Source organism: Caballeronia catudaia (genome assembly GCF_001544755.2).
Classification (GTDB): Bacteria; Pseudomonadota; Gammaproteobacteria; order Burkholderiales; family Burkholderiaceae; genus Caballeronia; species Caballeronia catudaia.
Genome location: NZ_FCOF02000027.1, coordinates 1 through 19,229, shown reverse-complemented (window position 1 = coordinate 19,229; position 19,229 = coordinate 1). Strand labels below are relative to the sequence as shown.

General features: G+C 63.5%; 16 protein-coding genes and 1 tRNA gene. 6 read left to right on the top strand and 11 right to left on the bottom strand.

The window, feature by feature from the left end:
- Positions 1-15: 15 nt before the first annotated feature.
- The 4 genes from ntrC to AWB75_RS37195 form a co-directional block, all read right to left on the bottom strand.
- On the bottom strand, positions 16-1,491 hold the full coding sequence (ntrC, locus tag AWB75_RS24335; RefSeq protein ID WP_061126603.1) for a nitrogen regulation protein NR(I): 1,476 nt from the start codon (positions 1,489-1,491) through the stop codon (positions 16-18).
- Positions 1,492-1,597: 106 nt separating this feature from the next.
- Positions 1,598-2,740, bottom strand: coding sequence for a nitrogen regulation protein NR(II) (gene glnL, locus AWB75_RS24330; protein WP_061126602.1), 1,143 nt, complete (start codon positions 2,738-2,740; stop codon positions 1,598-1,600).
- A 129-nt stretch (positions 2,741-2,869) separates the two neighbouring features.
- Positions 2,870-4,285, bottom strand: a complete 1,416-nt coding sequence (gene glnA / locus AWB75_RS24325) for a type I glutamate--ammonia ligase (protein ID WP_061126601.1) — start codon at positions 4,283-4,285, stop codon at positions 2,870-2,872.
- 67 nt (positions 4,286-4,352) lie between these two features.
- Entirely contained in the window at positions 4,353-4,556 is a 204-nt protein-coding gene (locus tag AWB75_RS37195; RefSeq protein WP_143746486.1) for a hypothetical protein, read from the bottom strand.
- Between the two features lie 84 nt (positions 4,557-4,640).
- On the opposite strand from AWB75_RS37195, the gene AWB75_RS24320 reads away from it, so the two are divergent.
- Complete coding sequence (locus AWB75_RS24320) at positions 4,641-5,105, top strand: rhodanese-like domain-containing protein (RefSeq protein ID WP_061126600.1); 465 nt, start codon at positions 4,641-4,643, stop codon at positions 5,103-5,105.
- A 9-nt stretch (positions 5,106-5,114) separates the two neighbouring features.
- On the opposite strand, the gene AWB75_RS24315 is transcribed toward AWB75_RS24320, so the two are convergent.
- The 6 genes from AWB75_RS24315 to hrpA form a co-directional block, all read right to left on the bottom strand.
- Positions 5,115-5,810 carry a copper homeostasis protein CutC gene (locus AWB75_RS24315; protein ID WP_061126599.1) on the bottom strand — a complete coding sequence of 232 codons (696 nt, stop codon included), beginning with the start codon at positions 5,808-5,810 and terminating at the stop codon, positions 5,115-5,117.
- Positions 5,807-6,625, bottom strand: a complete 819-nt coding sequence (locus AWB75_RS24310; RefSeq protein ID WP_061126598.1) for a competence/damage-inducible protein A — start codon at positions 6,623-6,625, stop codon at positions 5,807-5,809. Before AWB75_RS24310 ends, AWB75_RS24315 begins: the two co-directional genes overlap by 4 nt.
- Before the next feature lie 10 nt (positions 6,626-6,635).
- Positions 6,636-7,493 (bottom strand): EI24 domain-containing protein, encoded by an 858-nt coding sequence (locus AWB75_RS24305; protein WP_061126597.1) that lies wholly within the window; start codon positions 7,491-7,493, stop codon positions 6,636-6,638.
- A 90-nt stretch (positions 7,494-7,583) separates the two neighbouring features.
- Positions 7,584-8,603 carry a sterol desaturase family protein gene (locus AWB75_RS24300; protein WP_061126596.1) on the bottom strand — a complete coding sequence of 340 codons (1,020 nt, stop codon included), beginning with the start codon at positions 8,601-8,603 and terminating at the stop codon, positions 7,584-7,586.
- Between the two features lie 111 nt (positions 8,604-8,714).
- Positions 8,715-9,740, bottom strand: a complete 1,026-nt coding sequence (locus AWB75_RS24295) for a YVTN family beta-propeller repeat protein (protein ID WP_200823024.1) — start codon at positions 9,738-9,740, stop codon at positions 8,715-8,717.
- A gap of 126 nt (positions 9,741-9,866) precedes the next feature.
- Entirely contained in the window at positions 9,867-14,306 is a 4,440-nt protein-coding gene (hrpA, locus tag AWB75_RS24290) for an ATP-dependent RNA helicase HrpA (RefSeq protein WP_235012215.1), read from the bottom strand.
- A gap of 22 nt (positions 14,307-14,328) precedes the next feature.
- Here hrpA and argA point away from each other — a divergent pair, with 22 nt between their 5' ends.
- The 3 genes from argA (at position 14,329) to proP (ending at position 18,170) form a co-directional block, all read left to right on the top strand.
- Complete coding sequence (argA, locus tag AWB75_RS24285) at positions 14,329-15,711, top strand: amino-acid N-acetyltransferase (protein ID WP_061126595.1); 1,383 nt, start codon at positions 14,329-14,331, stop codon at positions 15,709-15,711.
- Between the two features lie 61 nt (positions 15,712-15,772).
- Positions 15,773-16,045 (top strand): oxidative damage protection protein, encoded by a 273-nt coding sequence (locus AWB75_RS24280; protein ID WP_008350541.1) that lies wholly within the window; start codon positions 15,773-15,775, stop codon positions 16,043-16,045.
- Positions 16,046-16,694: 649 nt separating this feature from the next.
- A complete protein-coding gene (gene proP / locus AWB75_RS24275) occupies positions 16,695-18,170 on the top strand; it encodes a glycine betaine/L-proline transporter ProP (protein WP_061126594.1) in 1,476 nt (491 codons plus the stop codon).
- 48 nt (positions 18,171-18,218) lie between these two features.
- Here proP and AWB75_RS24270 read toward each other — a convergent pair whose 3' ends face one another.
- The gene (locus AWB75_RS24270; protein WP_061126593.1) at positions 18,219-18,671 is read right to left on the bottom strand and encodes a metallophosphoesterase family protein; all 453 of its coding nucleotides are present in this window, start codon (positions 18,669-18,671) and stop codon (positions 18,219-18,221) included.
- 72 nt (positions 18,672-18,743) lie between these two features.
- Here AWB75_RS24270 and AWB75_RS24265 point away from each other — a divergent pair.
- A tRNA-Leu gene (locus tag AWB75_RS24265) sits at positions 18,744-18,828 on the top strand.
- A gap of 183 nt (positions 18,829-19,011) precedes the next feature.
- Positions 19,012-19,229: Arm DNA-binding domain-containing protein (locus AWB75_RS24260; RefSeq protein ID WP_143746485.1), on the top strand; the 218-nt coding region annotated here is incomplete at its 3' end.

Genomic DNA, 19,229 nt, shown 5'->3' with positions numbered 1-19,229 from the left:
GCATTCGATCGACGATCACGCGTCGAGATGCAATTCCTGGATCTTGCGCGTGATCGTATTGCGGCCGATGCCCAAGCGCTCCGCCGCTTCCACCTTGCGCCCGCGCGTGAAATCGAGCGCCTCGCGGATCACCGCAGCCTCGAAGCGGCGCGCGAGTTCGTCCATCACATCGGCGGAATTCTCACGCAGCATGCGCGCCACTTCGGTGCGCAAGCCGTTTTCCCAAACTCCCGCCGTGCCCGCCACCGGCACGGCCGCCGCTCCGTTGGCGGCAACGGGAGCAAGCGCAACCGCGCCATCCGTCGACACCGCAATGCTCTCCGGCGTGTAGTCCTGATGCGGCACGAGATCGGGCGGCAGATCCTTCCGCTCGATCACCTGCGCGGGCGCCATCACCGTGAGCCAGTTGCACAGGTTTTCGAGCTGACGCACGTTGCCCGGAAACGGCAACGACGCGAGATACGCGAGCGCGTCGTCGGACACGCGCTTGGGCTCGACGCCCAGATCGCGCGCGCTCTTCTGCAGAAAGTGCCGCGTGAGGAGAGGAATGTCTTCGCTGCGCTCGCGCAACGCCGGCAGGCGCAGGCGAATCACGTTGAGACGGTGATACAAGTCCTCGCGAAACAGGCCTTGCCGCACGCGCGCATCGAGATTCTGATGCGTCGCCGCGATCACGCGCACATTCGCCTTCAACGGGTTATGGCCGCCCACGCGATAAAACTGTCCATCCGACAGCACGCGCAGCAGACGCGTCTGCAAATCGAACGGCATGTCGCCGATTTCATCGAGAAAGAGCGTGCCGTTCTCGGCCTGCTCGAAGCGGCCCTGCCGCATCGCCTGCGCGCCGGTGAACGCGCCGCGCTCGTGGCCAAATAGTTCGGACTCCAGCAGATCCTTCGGAATCGCCGCCGTGTTCAGCGCGATGAACGGTCCGTTCGCGCGTGGGCTATGTCGGTGCAAGGCGCGCGCGACAAGCTCCTTTCCGGTGCCTGATTCGCCCGTGATGAGCACCGTCGCCGCCGAATGCGACAGGCGCCCGATCGCGCGAAACATGTCCTGCATCGCCGGGGCCTGGCCAAGCATTTCGGGTGTTTCCGTCACGCGTTCGTCATGCGTCGCTTCACCGCGCATGCTTTCGTCGACGGCGCGGCGGATCAGCTCGACCGCCTTGTCGACGTCGAACGGCTTGGCGAGATATTCGAACGCGCCGCCCTGAAACGCGGCAACCGCGCTATCGAGGTCCGAAAACGCCGTCATGATGATGACCGGCAAGCCCGGCATGCGGTCGCGCACCGTCTGCAAGAGTTCGAGCCCGGAGCCGCCCGGCATGCGGATGTCGGAAACCAGGACTTGCGGGCTTTCCTGTTCGAGGGCGGCGAGCGCATCGCGCACGCCGGAGAAGCTGCGCGTCGTGAAGTTTTCTCGGGCGAGGGCCTTTTCCAGCACCCAGCGGATGGATTGGTCGTCGTCTACTATCCAGATCGGCTTCATATCGTTCGGCGAGAAGTCTTCGTGTGGTTCGGAGTGAGCCCGTCGAAACGGTCAGGCATCAAAGCGTCGGTTGCGTTCTTGGCGTGAAGTCGATGGTCGGTGATAGTCAATTCCCGAAAGGCAACAGGATGGCGAACTCGGTGCAGCCCGGCCGGCTTTCTACTTCGATCAAGCCCTCGTGCTGATGCACGAACGATTGCGCGAGCGTGAGTCCGAGGCCGCTGCCGTCTTCCCGCCCCGACACGAGTGGAAAGAAGATCCGGTCGCGGATTTCGTCGGGAATGCCGGGACCGTTGTCAGTGATATGCAAGTCCAGTGCCAGTTTGTGCAGCTTCTTGCCGATCGTCACCTTGCGCGCGATACGCGTGCGCAGCTCGATCTTCGCATCGCCTTGCGAGATGCGTTCCTTCAGCGCTTCCGCCGCGTTGCGGACGATATTCAACAACGCCTGGATCAACTGTTCCTTGTCGCCGCGCAAGTCAGGCACGCTCACGTCGTAATCGCGCTCGATCGTGAGGCCGCGCGGAAACTCCGCGAGGATCACCGCGCGCACGCGCTCGCACACTTCGTGGATGTTCACATCGCCGACGATATGCGGATGCCGGTGCGGCTCCAGCAATCGATCGACGAGCGTCTGCAAGCGATCCGATTCCTTGATGATCACCTGTGTGTATTCGCGCAACTCGTCGCGTTCGCGCTCGCCGAGCTCGAATTCGAGCAGTTGCGCCGCGCCACGAATGCCGCCGAGCGGGTTCTTGATTTCGTGCGCGAGATTGCGGATCAGTTGCTTGTTGACCGCGGTGAGATCGTGGATGCGCTCTTCGCGATCGGTGCGCAGATGCCGCTCGTTCTCGAACAATTCGAGCAGCACATAGTCCGGCGCGGCTTCGAGATAACCGACGATCGCGTGCACATGCACCGGCTCGCGGTTCTGACGTTCGAGCACCGCGTCGAGCCGCGTCGCGTTGAAGCGGTTCTCCGCGATCGATGCGATCGTGGCAGCCATGTCGTCCGCGTTGGCGAACAGTTCGGGCCAGTTCGTCTGCGTCAATTGCTTGCGCGACATCTCCAGCATCGATTCGGCCGAAGGGTTCGCGTAGGCAATCCGCAGATTGCGCATGTCGAGCACGAGCACGACCGTGGGCAGCGCTTCCAGTCCCGGCAGGAGCCCAGTGCCCGAGAGTTGCGCGTCGTCGGAGAGCGCATCGGGATGGCCCTTGCGCGCCTTGATGAGATTCTTTAGCACCATCGTGCAATGAGTGAGGCCGTTCGTAACACCGATCTTCTTATTGATTCATGACACTCGACAGCGATTAAAAAAGGGACGGCGCGCCGTCCCTTTTTCATCACCGCATCACATGCGTCGCGCGCATGTCGCTTACAGCGAGTAGTACATCTCGAACTCGATCGGATGCACCGCCTGACGATAACGCTGCAACTCTTGCGTCTTCAGTTCGATGTAGGCGTCGAGCATCGAATCCGTGAACACGCCGCCGCGCGTCAGGAACTCGCGATCCGCGTCGAGCGCGTCGAGTGCCTGGTCGAGGCCCGCGCACACGGTCGGGATCTTCTTGTCTTCTTCCGGCGGCAGGTCGTACAGATTCTTGTCCGCGGCTTCGCCCGGATGAATCTTGTTCTGCACGCCGTCGAGACCCGCCATCATCAGCGCGGAGAAGCACAGGTACGGGTTCGCCAGCGGGTCCGGGAAGCGCGTTTCGATACGGCGGCCCTTCGGATTGCTCACGTGCGGAATACGGATCGACGCCGAGCGGTTGCGCGCCGAGTAAGCCAGCTTCACGGGCGCTTCGAAGTGCGGCACGAGACGCTTGTACGAGTTCGTACCCGGGTTCGTGATCGCGTTCAGCGCGCGCGCGTGCTTGATGATGCCGCCGATGTAGAACAGCGCGAATTCCGACAGACCGGCGTAGCCGTTGCCCGCGAACAGGTTCTGACCGTCCTTCCAGATCGACTGGTGAACGTGCATGCCCGAGCCGTTGTCGCCGACGATCGGCTTCGGCATGAAGGTCGCCGTCTTGCCGTACGTGTGCGCCACGTTATGGATGATGTACTTCATCTGCTGCAGCCAGTCCGCGCGCTGAACCAGCGTCGAGAACTTGGTGCCGATTTCGTTCTGGCCCTGGCCCGCCACTTCGTGGTGATGCACTTCGACCGGAATGCCGATCTGTTCGAGCAGCAAACACATTTCCGAGCGGATGTCCTGGAACGTGTCGACGGGAGCGACCGGGAAGTAGCCGCCCTTCGTGCCCGGACGGTGGCCGGTGTTGCCGCCTTCGAATTCCTTCGCCGACGACCACGGCGCTTCTTCCGAGCCGATCTTCAGGAACGTGCCCGACTGGTCCGTGTTCCACTGCACCGAGTCGAAAATGAAGAATTCCGGCTCCGGACCGAAGAACGCGGTGTCGCCCAGGCCCGAGCTCTTGAGATAGGCTTCAGCGCGGCGTGCGAGCGAACGCGGGTCGCGCTCGTAGCCCTTGCCGTCGGCGGGTTCGACGACGTCGCAGGTCAGCACGAGCGTGGCTTCTTCATAGAACGGGTCGATGAAGGCGGTGTCCGCATCCGGGACGAGCAGCATGTCCGACGCTTCGATGCCCTTCCAGCCGGCGATGGACGAACCGTCGAAAGCGTGGCCGCTTTCAAATTTGTCTTCGTCGAATGCCGAAACCGGCACGGAAACGTGTTGTTCTTTGCCGCGCGTGTCGGTGAAACGGAAGTCGACGAACTTGACGTCCTCGTCCTTGACGAGTTGCATGACGTCGGCCACGGATTTACTCATTACCTATCTCCTGATTAACAAAAGTCGGCGAATCGCTTCGCCGCCCCGACCAATCCTGTACATCGATTCAATCGAGGATGGAAAGCAGCTTCCGTGCCAAGCGCAACAACCTTGCGCTAAGCGCTTGAAGCAGCGCGCGTTTTGAAAGATGCCGCCGCGTGTTGCGATGCGGCTGCTCGTTTGCTGCTTCGACGATCGCACCTTTTTGGTGCTGACGTCTTTGTCCAGATTTATCGAAGCACATTTTCAGTGCATTGACACTTTTCTGCACCAGATTTGCGCATTCCGTCTACGCTCTTCGGCGCTTGTCGCGCACGCTAAAATGATTCTTTGCGCCTACGGAGACAGATTCGCCATGAGCACGCTCGAGCAACTCTATAGCCAGGCCGCCCAGCGCGCCGCGGAAAACAAGCTGACCTACGCGGGCGCCTTCTCGCCCGCCGAGGCGTTCGAACTGTTGCAGCTCGATCCGCGCGTCCGCCTGATCGATGTCCGCACTCGCGCCGAGCTGGACTGGGTCGGCCGCCCGGCAATCGACGGAGCGCAATACGCGCACATCGAATGGATTCGATACCCCGGCTCCGTGCCGAATGCCGAGTTTATCGAACAATTGCGACAGGTCGCCACCCCGGATACGCCGGTCGTGTTTCTATGCCGCAGCGCGGCGCGCTCGAAACTGGCGGCAGTCGCGGCGCAAAAGGAAGGATACGCGCACGCGTATGACCTGCTCGAAGGGTTCGAAGGCGACAAGGATGGGCAGGGGCATCGAAAAACGGTCGCGGGGTGGTGTTTTCGGAAGCTGCCTTGGATTGGGGCTTGAGCGGCTCGTCTAGTTCTGCTGATCGAGTAACGCCCGCACGCGCCTGACTCTTTCCTCATCGACAGGCGCGAGCGCTTGGCCGTCGACTCTCACGCCGGAGCCGAAATGCACCGCGCGCACGCCCGTCGACGCGACGAACGCCGCGACCGCATCGACGGTCAGTCCCGCGCCCGCCAGCACCGTGCAGCGCGTTCCCGCAGCCTTCCCGACGAGCGTCGCGATCGACGCCTGCGCCTCCAGCACCGACGGCCTGCCGCCCGACGTCAGCACGTTCGTCACGGCATCGAATCGCAGCAGCGTATCGAATGCGGCGAACAGATCGCGCGCTGCATCGAATGCGCGATGGAACGTCAGCGGCAAGCCATCGGCGGCTTCGATCACGCGCGCGAGACCATCCGTGTCGACATCGCCATCGGCTCGCAGCATGCCGGTCACGATCGCGTTCGCGCCCGTTTTCGCGATCGTCCGCACGTCGCGCAGCATGACGGCGTAGTCGTCGGCATCGTAGACGAACGAGCGGCTGTGCGGCCGCACGATCACGTTCACCGGAATGCCGACCGCATCGACCACGGATTCGATCAACCCGATGCTCGGCGTCAGGCCGCCTTCGCCCATCGCAGTGATGAGCTCCAGCCGGTCCGCGCCGGCGCGTTCGGCCGCGCGCGCGTCGGCGGCGGTCGTCGCGATCACTTCCAGCAGCGTCACTTCGCTTCCTCCGGCGGCACTTCCACGACTTCACCGCCCAGCGCGATCACCCCTTCGCGCAGCACCTCGAATGCGGCGTTCGCCTTCTCCGGATCGCCCTTCACGCCCAGATCGATATGCGAGCGCGCGTAAAGCGCCCCGCGCGCCGCATCGCCGACGCTCGGCAGGCTGAACGCGCGCACGCCGTCGAAATCACGCTCGATCGTCACCATCAGCGGCGTGATGCGCGATTCCGGCAAACCGAACACGAGCAGCGAGCGCTCGACGTGCGGCACCGCGTGATGCAGATGCGCGTACTTCGTGTCGAGCACCCATTCGATCATCGGCCAGGCCATCACCGGAAAGCCGGGCACGAAGTGATGATCGCCGACAGAAAAGCCCGGAATCTTGTTGTAGCTGTTCGGGATGATCGCCGCGCCCCGCGGATACGTGCCCATGTTCAGCCGATGCAGATTCTCGGGCGATTCCAGATCGACCGGTTTGCCGGCTTCGGCCGCCGTGTCGCGGATACGCGCGCGAATCAGCTCCGCGGCCTCCGGATGCAGTGCGAGCGGCACGCCCAGCGCCTTCGCCGCGCACTGACGCGTGTGATCGTCCGGCGTCGCACCGATGCCGCCCGTCGAAAACACGATATCGCCCGATGCGAAGGTGCGCGCGAGCGTCGCGGTGATGCGCGCGGGATCGTCGCCGACGTATTCCGCCCAGTCGAGCGACAGACCACGTGCGCCCAGCAATTCGATGATTTTTGGCAAATGCTTGTCGGTGCGGCGGCCGGACAAGATTTCGTCGCCGATGATGATGACGCCAATGCCCATGAATGCCCCTCTAATCTTTCAGTGATACGTCGCGGGTTTCGACCGTGATCGCGTCGTAGCGCGGCTCGTTCGCGCGCAGACGCTCCAGCGCGTGCAGGCAGTAATGTGCGAACCAGAGCGCCGAAAACACGAGGATGAACGCATACGCCCAGATCGTCACCACGGCGACGACCGGAAACAGCGGCAGCAGCCAGACGGACCACGCCCAGAGCATCGTCGGCACCGAACTCAGGAGGCCGCTCACGATGCCGATGCCAAGCAAGGGCCAGCGCGCGTCGCGTACGATCGCGCGGCGCTCGTCGACGCTGGCGTGCAGCGCGAGCGCGTCGTAAGTCATCACGCGATAGGTCAGCCAGCCCCACAGCAGCGGCGGAATCAGCGCGAAGAACGGCGGAATGAGCCACAAAGGCAGCGTCACGACGAGCAGCACGAGGCACACGACGGTGGTCACGACCGAATGCCCGAGACTTCCGTACCACGAGCCGCCGCGCCGCTCTTCCAGCGACGCGTAATGACCCTTTGGCCGGCGCGTGAGCAGCTTGACGACGCCCGGCATCGAAATGGTCGCGATGAGCAGCAGCACCGTCACGACGATCAGCGGCACCGTCATGATGACGACGAGAAACGGCGCGATCACCGCATGCAGCGACGAGAAGCCGACCGCATCGAACAGACGGTACATCGCGGAGGTGAGCGCCCAGGCGTCGAGCCAGTTGTTCGCGGCGCCCGTGAGCGTCTGCCAGAAGAACCAGAGGAGCGCGCCCCAGACCACGGTGGCGACGCCGAACGGCATCAGCGTCAGCCACAGCATGCGCGGATGAAAGACGTTCGCAAGCGCGCGCACGAACGAACGCAGCAAATCACTCATGCGTGAGTCGTCGAAGAGAAAGAGGAACCGACAGGATAAACCAGCGCCGTGGGCGGGCGCCGGTCCGGAGGGCGCGGCAAAGGAAAGCGGTCAGACGGCCGCCGAGTTGTCCGAAGCGGATGCGCCCGCGCGACGCGCGGAAAGACGCGCGGCGATGCGCCTGAACGCCAGCCAGTGCTGTTCGATGAAGCCGTCGCCGTAATGGACAGGCGCCACGCCCGGCGCACCGAGCTGGTCGCGGATGCCGGTGGGCTCGACGGTGCGGTCGAACGAGGCCGAGCGGAACAGGATGTCCCAGAAGGAAAACAGCACGCCGAAATTGCAGCCGTAGGTCGTGCCTTCGTGACCGAAACCGATCGCGTGATGACGCCGATGAAACGCCGGGCTGACGACGATCCGCTCGCCGAGCCAGCCGAAATGCAGACGGATGTTCGCGTGCTGCACGCTCTGCATGAAATTGGTGATGGCAACGAGCACGACGAACTGCGACGGCTCCACGCCGATCACGAGCGCGACGCATGCGAAGAAGCTCGCTTGAAGGATATCGTCGAGCAGATGGTTGCGGTCGTCCGTCCAGAGCGACATTTTCTGCTGGCTGTGATGCACCGCGTGCAGTTCCCACCAGATGCCGAAACGATGCTCCAGCCGGTGATACCAGTAACCCGCGAAATCGAGGATCAGCAGATAGATGACGAACGTGACGAGCGGCTGCGTCGTTACGCCCGGCCACAGATTGTCGATCTCCAGATTCGGCACGCTATGGATGCGCAGCCAGCTTTGCATCGAATCGAACAGCGGCTGGAACGTGAAGAAGAAAAACAGATTGAGGATGCCGAGTTTGACGATCCACGTGTAGAGCACGTCCACGCGCACGCCCTTGCGGTCCTTCCATGTTTCCGCGGGACGGAACGCTTCGAGCGGGCGCAGGATCGCGTACATCGTGAGGACTTCCAGCACGCCGACGATCACCCAGTAGAGCGCGTCGTAGGTGTCCTCGTCGTAGTCCATCATGCCGAGCTTGAACAGCGCCGGCTGGACGACATCGACGTAAAGAAGCGTCTGCAGCGACGAAACGAAACTGTCGAGGACCGAGAGAATGGAATGAAACATGGTGCTCCGTGGTGCTTGCGGCGGCCCGACTCAACACTCCGGGCCTTCCTCAATCGTAGTACACGGCGCGAATCCGCGCCCTTCCCGCTTACGCCCCTGCTTATGCCCCGCTTACGCCCCATTCGGCGCCGTCACCGGCGCGCGATTGTAGAAGTAGATGCCGTGCGGCGAACGGCCCACCTTGATCGTCTCGATAAGCTTACGATTCGCAAGGTCGATCACGCCGACATGCTTCGCGAAGCGGAACGTAACCCACAGATACTTCTTGTCCGCGGAAAGTTCCATGTCGTCCGGTCCCGGCAGCAGGCCAGTGATATCGCCGACGTTCGTGAGCGATTCTTCGTCGATGATGCTGATGGTGTTCGCGACGCGGTTCGACACCAGCACGTGGCGGCCATCGACCATCGAGCGGAAGTTGTGCGCGCCCTTGCCCGTCGTGATGGTCTTGACGACCTTCTGGTTGCGCCAGTCGACCACGGCCACGTAATCCGCGCCCGTCATGCCGACGAGCAGGAATTTATCGCCCGGCGTGAGCCAGACGCCCGCCGGCACCTTGCCGACCTTCATCTTCCATTTGACGGTCTGCGTCGCCAGGTCGATCGCGGCGATTTCGCCCGACACCTGCAGCGAGATGAACGCCGTCGAGCTGTCGTTGGTGAACGCGATGTGGCTCGGCATCGTCGCGAGCGGCATGCGTTTCGCGATGCTCAGGTTCTTGCCGTCGAAATGATAGATGTCGAGGCGGTCGAGGCGCAGGCCGGTGGACACGAACCATTTCTTGTCCGGCGAAAAGCCGATCTGGTACGGATCTTCGATGTCCTGCACCCAGCGCTGTAACGCGCCGGTTTTCGGGTCGACGAACATCAGATTGTTCGACACCGAATTCGCGACGATCAGCGACGATGCGTCCGGCGTCGGCATCAGGTGGTGCGGTTCCTTGCCGGTCGGCACGGTGCCGACGACCTGACGCGTGTTTTCGTCGATGAGGCTCAGCGTGGCTTCCGCCGAATTGAGCACGATGACGTTGTTGGCAAGCGCCGCGGTGGCGACGAGCGCTGCGCCGGCGGCGAGCGCTACGCGTGCGGCAGCCGCACGGAAACGGCCGGAAGAACGGCCGGAACGGAAAATATTGCGCATGGGAATCGGGTTTCGGAGGGCAGGCGTCATTGTAGAACGTTTGCTTCGCGCGGCGGGTTGACGGGGTGCGGCTTTTTGCGCAATGGGCTGCTTCGGCGCAAGAAATGGCGACCTTTCAGCCGCGCTTCAGCGCTGCATCGATTCCCAGACCTTGTACAGGCGCTTCACCGAAACCGGCATCGGCGTGCGCAATTCCTGCGCGAAAAGCGACACACGCAATTCCTCCAGCAGCCAGCGATACTCCGCCAGCCGCGCATCCGCGACGCTGCCGCGTTGCGACAGCGCGCGCTGATAATGCTGCGCGAGCGGCTGAAGTTCGGCGAAAAGGCGTGCGTCGCGGGCCGGATCGGCCTTCAGCTTGTCGATGCGCAGCGCGATGCCCTTCAGATAGCGCGCAAAGTGCGCGAGCTGCGCATAAGGCGTGTCGATGATGAAGCGCTTGCCGATCAGCGCGCTCGATTGCGCCTGCATGTCCGCAAAAGCCGATGCGAACGATTTCGCCTGCGCGAGCTTTTTCGCGAGCGCGGCATGCTCTGCGAGAATCGTGCCGACGAGCCGCGCGATTTCATTGGCGAGCAGCGTCAGGCGCCCTTTCGCGGCGTCGCGGCGGGCGTGGAAGCTGGCGTCGTCGTCGGGAAGCGGGTCTTGCAGGCATGCGCGATCGAGCGCCGTCTCGACGATCTGGTCGCGCAGTTCGTCCGCCGTGCCGAGCGCCATGTACTGCATCGACATTTCGCGCAGGCCCGGCAGGTTCTTCTCCAGATAGCGGATCGGCTCGCGCAGTTGCAGCGCGAAAAGCCGCCGCAAACCCGCGCGATGAATCCGCGCCGCTTCCTCGGGCGAATCGAACACTTCGACGTCGCAATGCGTGCCGCGATCCACCAACGCCGGATAGCCGAACAGCGTCTGCCCGCGACGGCGGATTTCGAGCAGCTCGGGCAGCTTGCCGAAATTCCACGTCGTGAGGTTTTCGTAGAGCGCGGTGCCTTCGCTCGCCGGTTGCGCCTGCGGTGCGCTCGTTTCACCGGTAAGGGCATCGAGCGCGGCGACGGACGTCAGCTTCTGAAACTGCTGCTGCGCCTGGCCGCCAAGTTCCGCGCGCAGTTGCGCAAGATTGCGGCCCATCGCGAGCTGGCGGCCGTGCTCGTCGATCACCTTGAAGTTCATGAACAGGTGCGCGGGCAACGTTTCGAGCTTGAAGTCCGCGCCCTTCACCGCGACCTGCGTTTGCTCCCGAATATCGGCGATGAGCGTATCGACGAGCGCGCCCGCGCCGAATTTCGGCCCCGCGTGACGCCCGGCGAATCCCGCCGCGTATTCCGGCAACGGTACGACGTGACGGCGCAGCTTCTGCGGCAGCGACTTCAGCAGCAATTGCGCCTTCTCCTTGATCATGCCCGGCACGAGCCATTCGACGCGCCGCGCGTCGATCTGATTCAGCCCGTAGAGCGGCACTTGCAGCGTCACGCCATCGCGCGGCGCACCTGGCTCGAAGTGATACGTGAGCGACATCTCGATACCCGACATCGTCATGCGCTTCGGGAACAGGTCGGTCGTGACGCCGGCGGCTTCGTGGCGCATCAGGTCGTCGCGCGAGAGGAACAGGAGCTTGTCGTTGCCCTCTTTCTTTTGCTCGTCGCGATACCAGCGCTCGAACGCCGCCCCCGTCCAGATGCCCTCGGGGATCAGCGAATCGTAGAAACCGTGGATGAGCTCATCGTCGACGAGCACGTCCTGGCGGCGCGACTTGTGCTCCAGTTGCTCGATGTCGGCGACCAGCTTGCGGTTGTGCGCGAAGAACGGCAGACGCGTATCGAATTCACCCTCGACGAGCGCGCCGCGGATGAACAGCTCGCGCGCGTATTTCGGGTCCTGCTTGCCGAAGCTCACGCGCCGGCGCGCGTAAACGGTCAGGCCGTACAGCGTCGCGCGCTCGTAGGCTGCGACCTGCGCCGCTTTCTTCTCCCAATGCGCATCCGAAAGCGATGTCTTCAGCAAATGCGCGCCGACCGTTTCGAGCCATTCCGGTTCGATTTTCGCGATCGTGCGCGCATACAGCCGGCTCGTCTCGATGAGCTCGCCCGCCATCACCCAGCGCCCCGCTTTCTTCAGCAGCGCCGAGCCCGGCCACAAATGAAACTTGATGCCGCGCGCGCCGAGATAATGCGGCTCGTCATCGGCTTTCAGACCGACGTTGCCGAGCAGGCCCGTCAGGAGCGACAGATGCACCTGTTCGAACGTCGCATCGGATTCGTTAAGCCGCCAGCCGTGCTCGCGCACGACCGTCAGCAACTGCGAATGCACGTCGCGCCATTCGCGCAGCCGCAGATGCGACAGAAAGTTCGCGCGACACGCATCGGCGAGCTGCTTGTTCGACTTCTTGTGCGCGACGGCGTCCTCGAACCACTTCCAGATGCGCGTCCATTGCAGGAATTCGGAGCGCTCGTCGACGAACTGCCGATGGGCCTGATCCGCCTGCTCCTGCGCTTCGATCGGCCGGTCGCGCGGGTCCTGCACCGACAAGGCGGAGGCGATGACCAGGACTTCCGTCAGCGCGTGATGATCGCGCGCGGCGAGGATCATCCGTCCGACGCGCGGATCGAGCGGCAGGCGCGCGAGTTCGCGACCGAGCGGCGTGAGCGCGTTGTCGTCATCGACGGCGCCGAGTTCGTTCAGCAGCTGATAGCCATCGGCGATCGCGCGGCCCGGCGGCGGCTCGATGAACGGAAAGGTTTCGATCGCCGTCAGATGCAGCGACTTCATGCGCAGGATCACGGCCGCGAGCGACGAGCGCAGGATTTCCGGATCGGTGAAGCGTGGCCGCGCCTGGAAATCGGCTTCGTCGTAGAGACGGATGCACACGCCGTCGGCAACGCGCCCGCAGCGCCCCGCGCGCTGGTTCGCCGCCGCCTGCGACACCGGCTCGATCTGCAACTGCTCGACCTTGTTGCGATACGAATAGCGCTTCACGCGCGCCATGCCGGTATCGACGACATAGCGGATGCCCGGCACCGTCAGCGACGTTTCCGCGACGTTGGTCGCGAGCACGATACGCCGCGCGTTCGACGGCTTGAACACGCGTTCCTGCTCCTGCGCGGACAGGCGCGCGAAGAGCGGCAGGATTTCGGTGTGCGGCGGATGGTGCTTGCGCAGCGCTTCGGCCGCGTCGCGGATTTCGCGCTCGCCGGGCAGGAACACGAGCACGTCGCCGGGGCCGACGCGGCACAGCTCGTCGACGGCATCGACGATGCCTTCCATCAGATCGCGGTCGGTCTTGCGGTCGCCCCGCTTCGGAGCGGTGCCCTGCGCGTTCTTGATCGCCTCGCTTTCCTCTTCGATCGGCCGATAACGCACTTCCACCGGATACAGCCGCCCGCTGACTTCGATCACCGGCGCGGGTTTTTCATCGCTGCCGAAATGGCGCGCGAAGCGCTCGGCGTCGATGGTCGCGGACGTGACGATCAGCTTGAGATTCGGGCGCTTCGGCAGGATTTCCTTCAGATAGCCGAGCAGAAAGTCAATGTTGAGACTGCGCTCGTGCGCCTCGTCGATGATGATCGTGTCATACGCGTTCAGCAGCGGATCGGTCTGCGTTTCCGCGAGCAGAATGCCGTCCGTCATCAGCTTGACGGATGCGCCCGGCGCGAGATTGTCCGTGAAGCGCACCTTGTAACCGACCACTTCGCCGAAGGGCGTGCCGAGCTCCTCCGCGATGCGCCGGCCCGTCGCCGATGCCGCGATACGCCGCGGCTGCGTGTGTCCGATGAGCCCGCTGCCGCCCGCCCCGAGGCCGCGCCCGAGCGCGAGGCAGATTTTCGGAAGCTGCGTGGTCTTGCCCGAGCCGGTTTCGCCGCTGACGATCACCACCTGATTCGCTTCGATCGCGCGCGCGATCTCGTCGCGCCGGGCTGAAACCGGCAGCGCTTCGGGAAAGGTGATCGGCGGAACGGGATTCGGCGTGACGACACGCGGCGCGCGGGGCGGACGCGGTTCGCGCGGCTCGCGTGTTTCGGACGGGCGTTCCGATTTCGGCGCTTCGTTTCGCCGTTCGGTGACGCGCGATGGGCGTGGCGTCGCGTCCGGTTTGCGCGCTTCGGCAGGCGTGTTCTCGACTGCGCGTCGCGGACGATCAGTCTGCTCGCGGCGGGCATCGCTCCGTTTGGCTTGCGGCTGTGAAGAACGCTGCGCCGATGTGCGCGCGTCATCGCGCGGTTTGCGCGGACGCTGATCCGGTTGCGCCGGCGCTGTTTTCGCGGCGGGCTGCGGAGAATGCACGGATGGCGGCGGCGCTGTCGTCGCGGGCTCCGAACGCTGCGGCTCTTTCAGCTCCGCTCGTTTCGAAACCGCAGCAGCACCCGCTTTCGCCCCCGCGAATCGCCGGGCGGCGAGTTCCTTCTTGCTCAATCCTGCCGACTCGCCGGAAGCGCCCGCGCCGTCGCCTTCCCGCGCTTCGCGCAGCAGGTTTTCACGCAGCTTCTTCAGCTGGTCCTGAGTGTCGGTGGCTTTATCGGCGGATTGGGGCTTGCCCGGCTGGCCGGGGCGTGCGGGTCGGAAAACATTCGGCATAGCGTCGCATTATAATCCCGGGATGAATTCCCAAACCGACCTCACGATGAGCACACAGGCGGCCTCGCAGCCAGATGTACTGGAGCCGGAAGCGCCGAATCCGCTCGCCCAGTTCGTCGACTGGATGCGCTCCGTCGCACCCTATATCCACGCGTTCCGAAACAAGACCTTCGTCGTCGCGTTCGGCGGCGAACTGGTGCAGGAAGGACGCCTGAACGCGCTCGTACAGGACGTCGGCCTGCTGCACGCGATGGGCATCCACGTCGTGCTCGTGCACGGCTCGCGACCGCAGCTCGACGAGCAGTTGAGCCTGCACGGCGTCGAATCGTCGTTTTCGCACGGCTTGCGCATCACGGACGCCCGCGCGCTCGAATCCGCGAAGGAAGCGGCCGGCGAAGTGCGCCTCGACATCGAGGCCGCGATCAGCCAGGGCTTGCCGAACACGCCGATGGCCCACGCGCACATCAGCGTCGTATCGGGCAATTTCGTGACGGCGCGTCCGGTCGGCATTCTGGATGGCGTCGATTTCCAGCACACGGGCGTCGTGCGCAAGATCGACGGCGATTCGATCCGCCAGTCGCTGGCGTCGAACAAGCTCGTGCTGCTGTCGTCACTCGGTTTTTCGCCGACCGGCGAAGCGTTCAATCTGTCGATGGAAGATGTCGCGTCGGCCGCGGCCATCGCGCTGCGCGCTGACAAGATCATTTTCGTAACGGAAATCCCCGGCCTCGTCGACTCGGAAAACGAACTGATCCGCGAATTGTCGCTGGATGACGCGTATCGCCTGCAGGAAAGCGGCGAGCTGCAAGGCGACACGGCGTTCTATCTGAAGCACACCGTGCGCGCATGCCGCGGCGGCGTCGCGCGCGGGCACATCATTCCGTATTCGCTCGACGGCAGCGTGCTGCTCGAACTGTTCCTGCACGATGGCGTCGGCACGATGATCTCGTACGAGAACCTCGAAAGCCTGCGCGAAGCGACGCCGGACGACGTCGGCGGCATTCTCACGCTGATCGAGCCGCTCGAAAGCGACGGCACGCTCGTGCGGCGCGGGCGGCACCAGATCGAGCGCGATATCGACCACTTCTCGGTCATCGAGCACGACGGCGTGCTGTTCGGCTGCGCGGCGCTCTATCCGTACACGCAGGAGCGCATCGGCGAGATGGCGTGCCTCACGGTCGCGCCGGAAGCGCAAGGTTCGGGCGACGGCGAGCGGCTCCTGAAGCGCATCGAGCAACGCGCCCGCGCGCGCGGCCTGACGCGCATCTTCGTGCTGACGACGCGCACCGAGCACTGGTTCCTGAAGCGCGGCTTCGTGAAGGTGACGGTCGACGACCTGCCGGAAGACCGCAGGCGGCTCTACAACTGGCAGCGCAAGTCGCTCGTCCTGATGAAACAGCTTTGAACATGAATCAACGAGGCGCGAAAGCATCGCGCTGAAGTCCCCGACACAGGAGAAACTCACAATGGCCCGAATGGTTCAATGCGCGAAGCTCGGCAAGGAAGCCGAAGGACTGGATTTCCCGCCGCTGCCCGGCGAGCTCGGCAAGCGCATCTACGAAACGATCTCGAAGGAAGCCTGGCAAGGCTGGCTCAAGCAGCAGACGATGCTCATCAACGAGAATCGCCTGAATATGGCCGATCCGCGCGCGCGACAGTACCTCATCAAGCAGACCGAGAAGTACTTCTTCGGCGAGGGCGCCGATACGGCTTCGGGCTACGTGCCGCCGCAAAGCTGATACGCGCTGCATCGATGTGCAAGAACCGGCCCATGCGGCCGGTTTTTTTGCCCGCGCGCGCCGCAAAATGGTCTGTCTGGTACATCGCAAAATTCAGCGGAATCCTATATCGGACAAGGGATTGAGCCGATCCCAATGCACCGCATGAAGTAAGCGGTTTGCACATCGTCTGTCATCGTGATATTATCTTGCTCGTTATCAACAGCAACTCACCATCATTCACGCGCAATTGTTTCCGAAGCGTACTTCGGTCTCTTGCGCGGTAGTGACAGTTTTTATACAAAGAGGCGCGTCGGTTTCTGAGCAACAACGCCGGCCTTTTTCGTCTCAAGCTTTTTTCGCCGACGTCGCGGCCCACCCGCGGCAGTTCACGTTCACCGTGGAACTTGCCGTCCGCACGTCAAATTCGTTGGTTTCATCCGAGTGCAATTTCGCGACTACACCCGCGCGAGGCACCGGCACCGTGTTTCTTTTCGCTTATCAGCTTCGTGCCGCCCGGCCCGAGCTGTGGGAAGCCTTTGCTTTCGTCTCAAGCGTTCGCGGCGCCGTCTCGAAACTGCACTATCCCGGCAATTTGCGTCCGTCCTCCGCGGCGACGCACCCGAGGTTCTTTTGAGCTTTCGGGATCGAATACGGAGTTTTTCGAATTATGTCTTCTCTTCACGAGGGCCTTTGGCACAACAGCGAATCATCGAGTCCGAAGTCCGATCTCACCCTCGACGACATCACCATCGTCGATCAATCCCTGCTGAAGCGCGCCGTCGGCGCCATGGCCATCGGTAACGCGATGGAGTGGTTCGACTTCGGCGTGTACAGCTACATCGCCGTGACGCTCGGCAAGGTGTTCTTCCCGTCGTCGAGCCCTGCGGCGCAGCTTCTCGCGACCTTCGGCACGTTCGCCGCGGCGTTTCTCGTGCGCCCGATCGGCGGCATGGTGTTCGGGCCGCTCGGCGACCGCATCGGCCGCAAGCGCGTGCTCGCGATGACGATGATCATGATGGCCGTCGGCACCTTCTGTATCGGCCTGATTCCGAGCTACGACAGCATCGGCGTGATGGCGCCCGTGCTTCTGCTCGTCGCGCGTCTCGTGCAAGGCTTTTCGACGGGCGGCGAGTACGGCGGCGCGGCGACCTTCATCGCCGAATTCTCGCCGGACAAGAAGCGCGGCTTCATGTCGAGCTTCCTCGAATGCGGCACGCTCGTGGGTTACGTGCTCGGCGCGGGCGTTGTCGCGGTGATGACGTCCGTCATGTCGCAGGAGACGCTGCTCGGCTGGGGCTGGCGCATTCCATTCATCATCGCCGGTCCGCTCGGTCTGATCGGTCTCTACATCCGGATGAAGCTCGAAGAGACGCCGGCGTTCCAGCGTGAAGCCGAGAAGGCCGAAGCCGTTTCGCACGAGACGACCAAGCAGCAGTTCCGCGAGACGCTGCTCCAGCAATGGAAGCCGCTGCTGCAATGCGTCGGCCTCGTGCTGATCTTCAACGTGACCGACTACATGGCGCTGTCGTATCTGCCGAGCTATCTGTCGGCGACGCTCAAGTTCAACGAGTCGCACGGCCTGTTCATCGTGCTCGCCGTAATGGTGCTGATGATTCCGCTGACGATCTTCGCGGGCCGCCTGTCGGATACGATCGGCCGCAAGCCGGTAATGCTCGCGGGTTGTATCGGCTTGCTGGTGCTGGCGATTCCGGCGCTTTCGCTGATCCGCATGGGCACGGTTCCGTCGATTTTCGCGGGCATGATGATTCTCGGCGCGCTTTTGTCGACGTTTACGGGCGTGATGCCGTCGTCGCTGCCGGCCCTCTTCCCGACGAAGATCCGCTACGGCGCGCTCGCGATCGGCTTCAACGTGTCGGTGTCGCTGTTCGGCGGCACGACGCCGCTCGTCACGGCATGGCTCGTCGACACGACCGGCAATCTGATGATGCCCGCGTACTATCTGATGGGCGCATCGCTGATCGGTATCGTGTCGGTGCTCGCGCTGCAAGAGACGGCGAAGAAGCCGCTGAAGGGCTCGCCGCCGGCGGTGGCGTCGAAATCGGAAGCGCACGCGATTTTGCGCGGTCATCGCGAAGCCACCGAGATGGACGATGTATTCCCGGAAGGCACCGTGCGCGCGTGATATCGGTGTGACCAGGAAAGGGCCGGCGCTCGACGCGCCGGCCCTTTTTTATGTCACGATCGCGACGATATGCGCTTCCAGCTTGCCTTCGTCGATATCGAGCAGCGCGAGCGTGACCGGCAACTTGAAACGGCGCGGCCCCGCGCTGCCGGGATTCACGAAAAGCATGCCGCTGCGCTTTTCGACGAGCGGCTTGTGCGAGTGACCGGTGACGACGACATCGATGCCGTCGAGCTGCTTCGGTACATCGGCGATATCGTGCACGAGGTAGATCGTCGCGGCGCCGAGTTCGATGCGCGCATGTTCGGGCAAGTGCGCGACGTCATCGCCAATATCGTTGTTGCCGCGCACGACCGTAAGCGGCGCGACGGCGGCGAGCGTATCGAGCACGTCGCGCCGGCAGATATCGCCGGCATGGATGATGTGCACAACGCCGCGCAAGGCATCGAGCGCTTCGGGGCGCACGAGGTTGTGAGTGTCGGAGATGACGCCGATGCGCATTCGCAGAGTTCCCTTGGTCAAGTCAAGCGTTTTTGGTGCGCGCGAGGGCAATGGTAGAATCGCGTCCGCCCTGCCGGGGTGATGAAATTGGTAAACATAGCGGACTTAAAATCCGCCGCCTCACGGCTTGCCGGTTCGAGTCCGGTCCCCGGCACCAAGTAGTTTGCAAGCATCGCCCAAGTTTGACCAGAAACCCCGACAGCGGAAGGCTCTCGGGTTTTTTATCGCCTACTGACGCCTACGTCTCACCATTGACAGCGGGGGCACATCGGGGGCATTTTTGGGGGCATCAGGGTATTTCGCGAGATGCCCCCGGATTTATGCCCCCACAGGTGCCCCCATGCCACTCACCGATACCGCCGCGCGCAATGCAGCGCCGCGTGAAAAGACCTACCGCCTTGCCGACAGCGGCGGCATGTATCTCGAAGTCACGCCGGCGGGCGGCAAGTATTGGCGGATGAAGTACCGATTCGCGGGCAGAGAGAAGCGCCTCGCGCTCGGCGTGTATCCCGACGTATCACTGGCGGCGGCGCGCAAGAAGCGCGACGACGCGCGCGA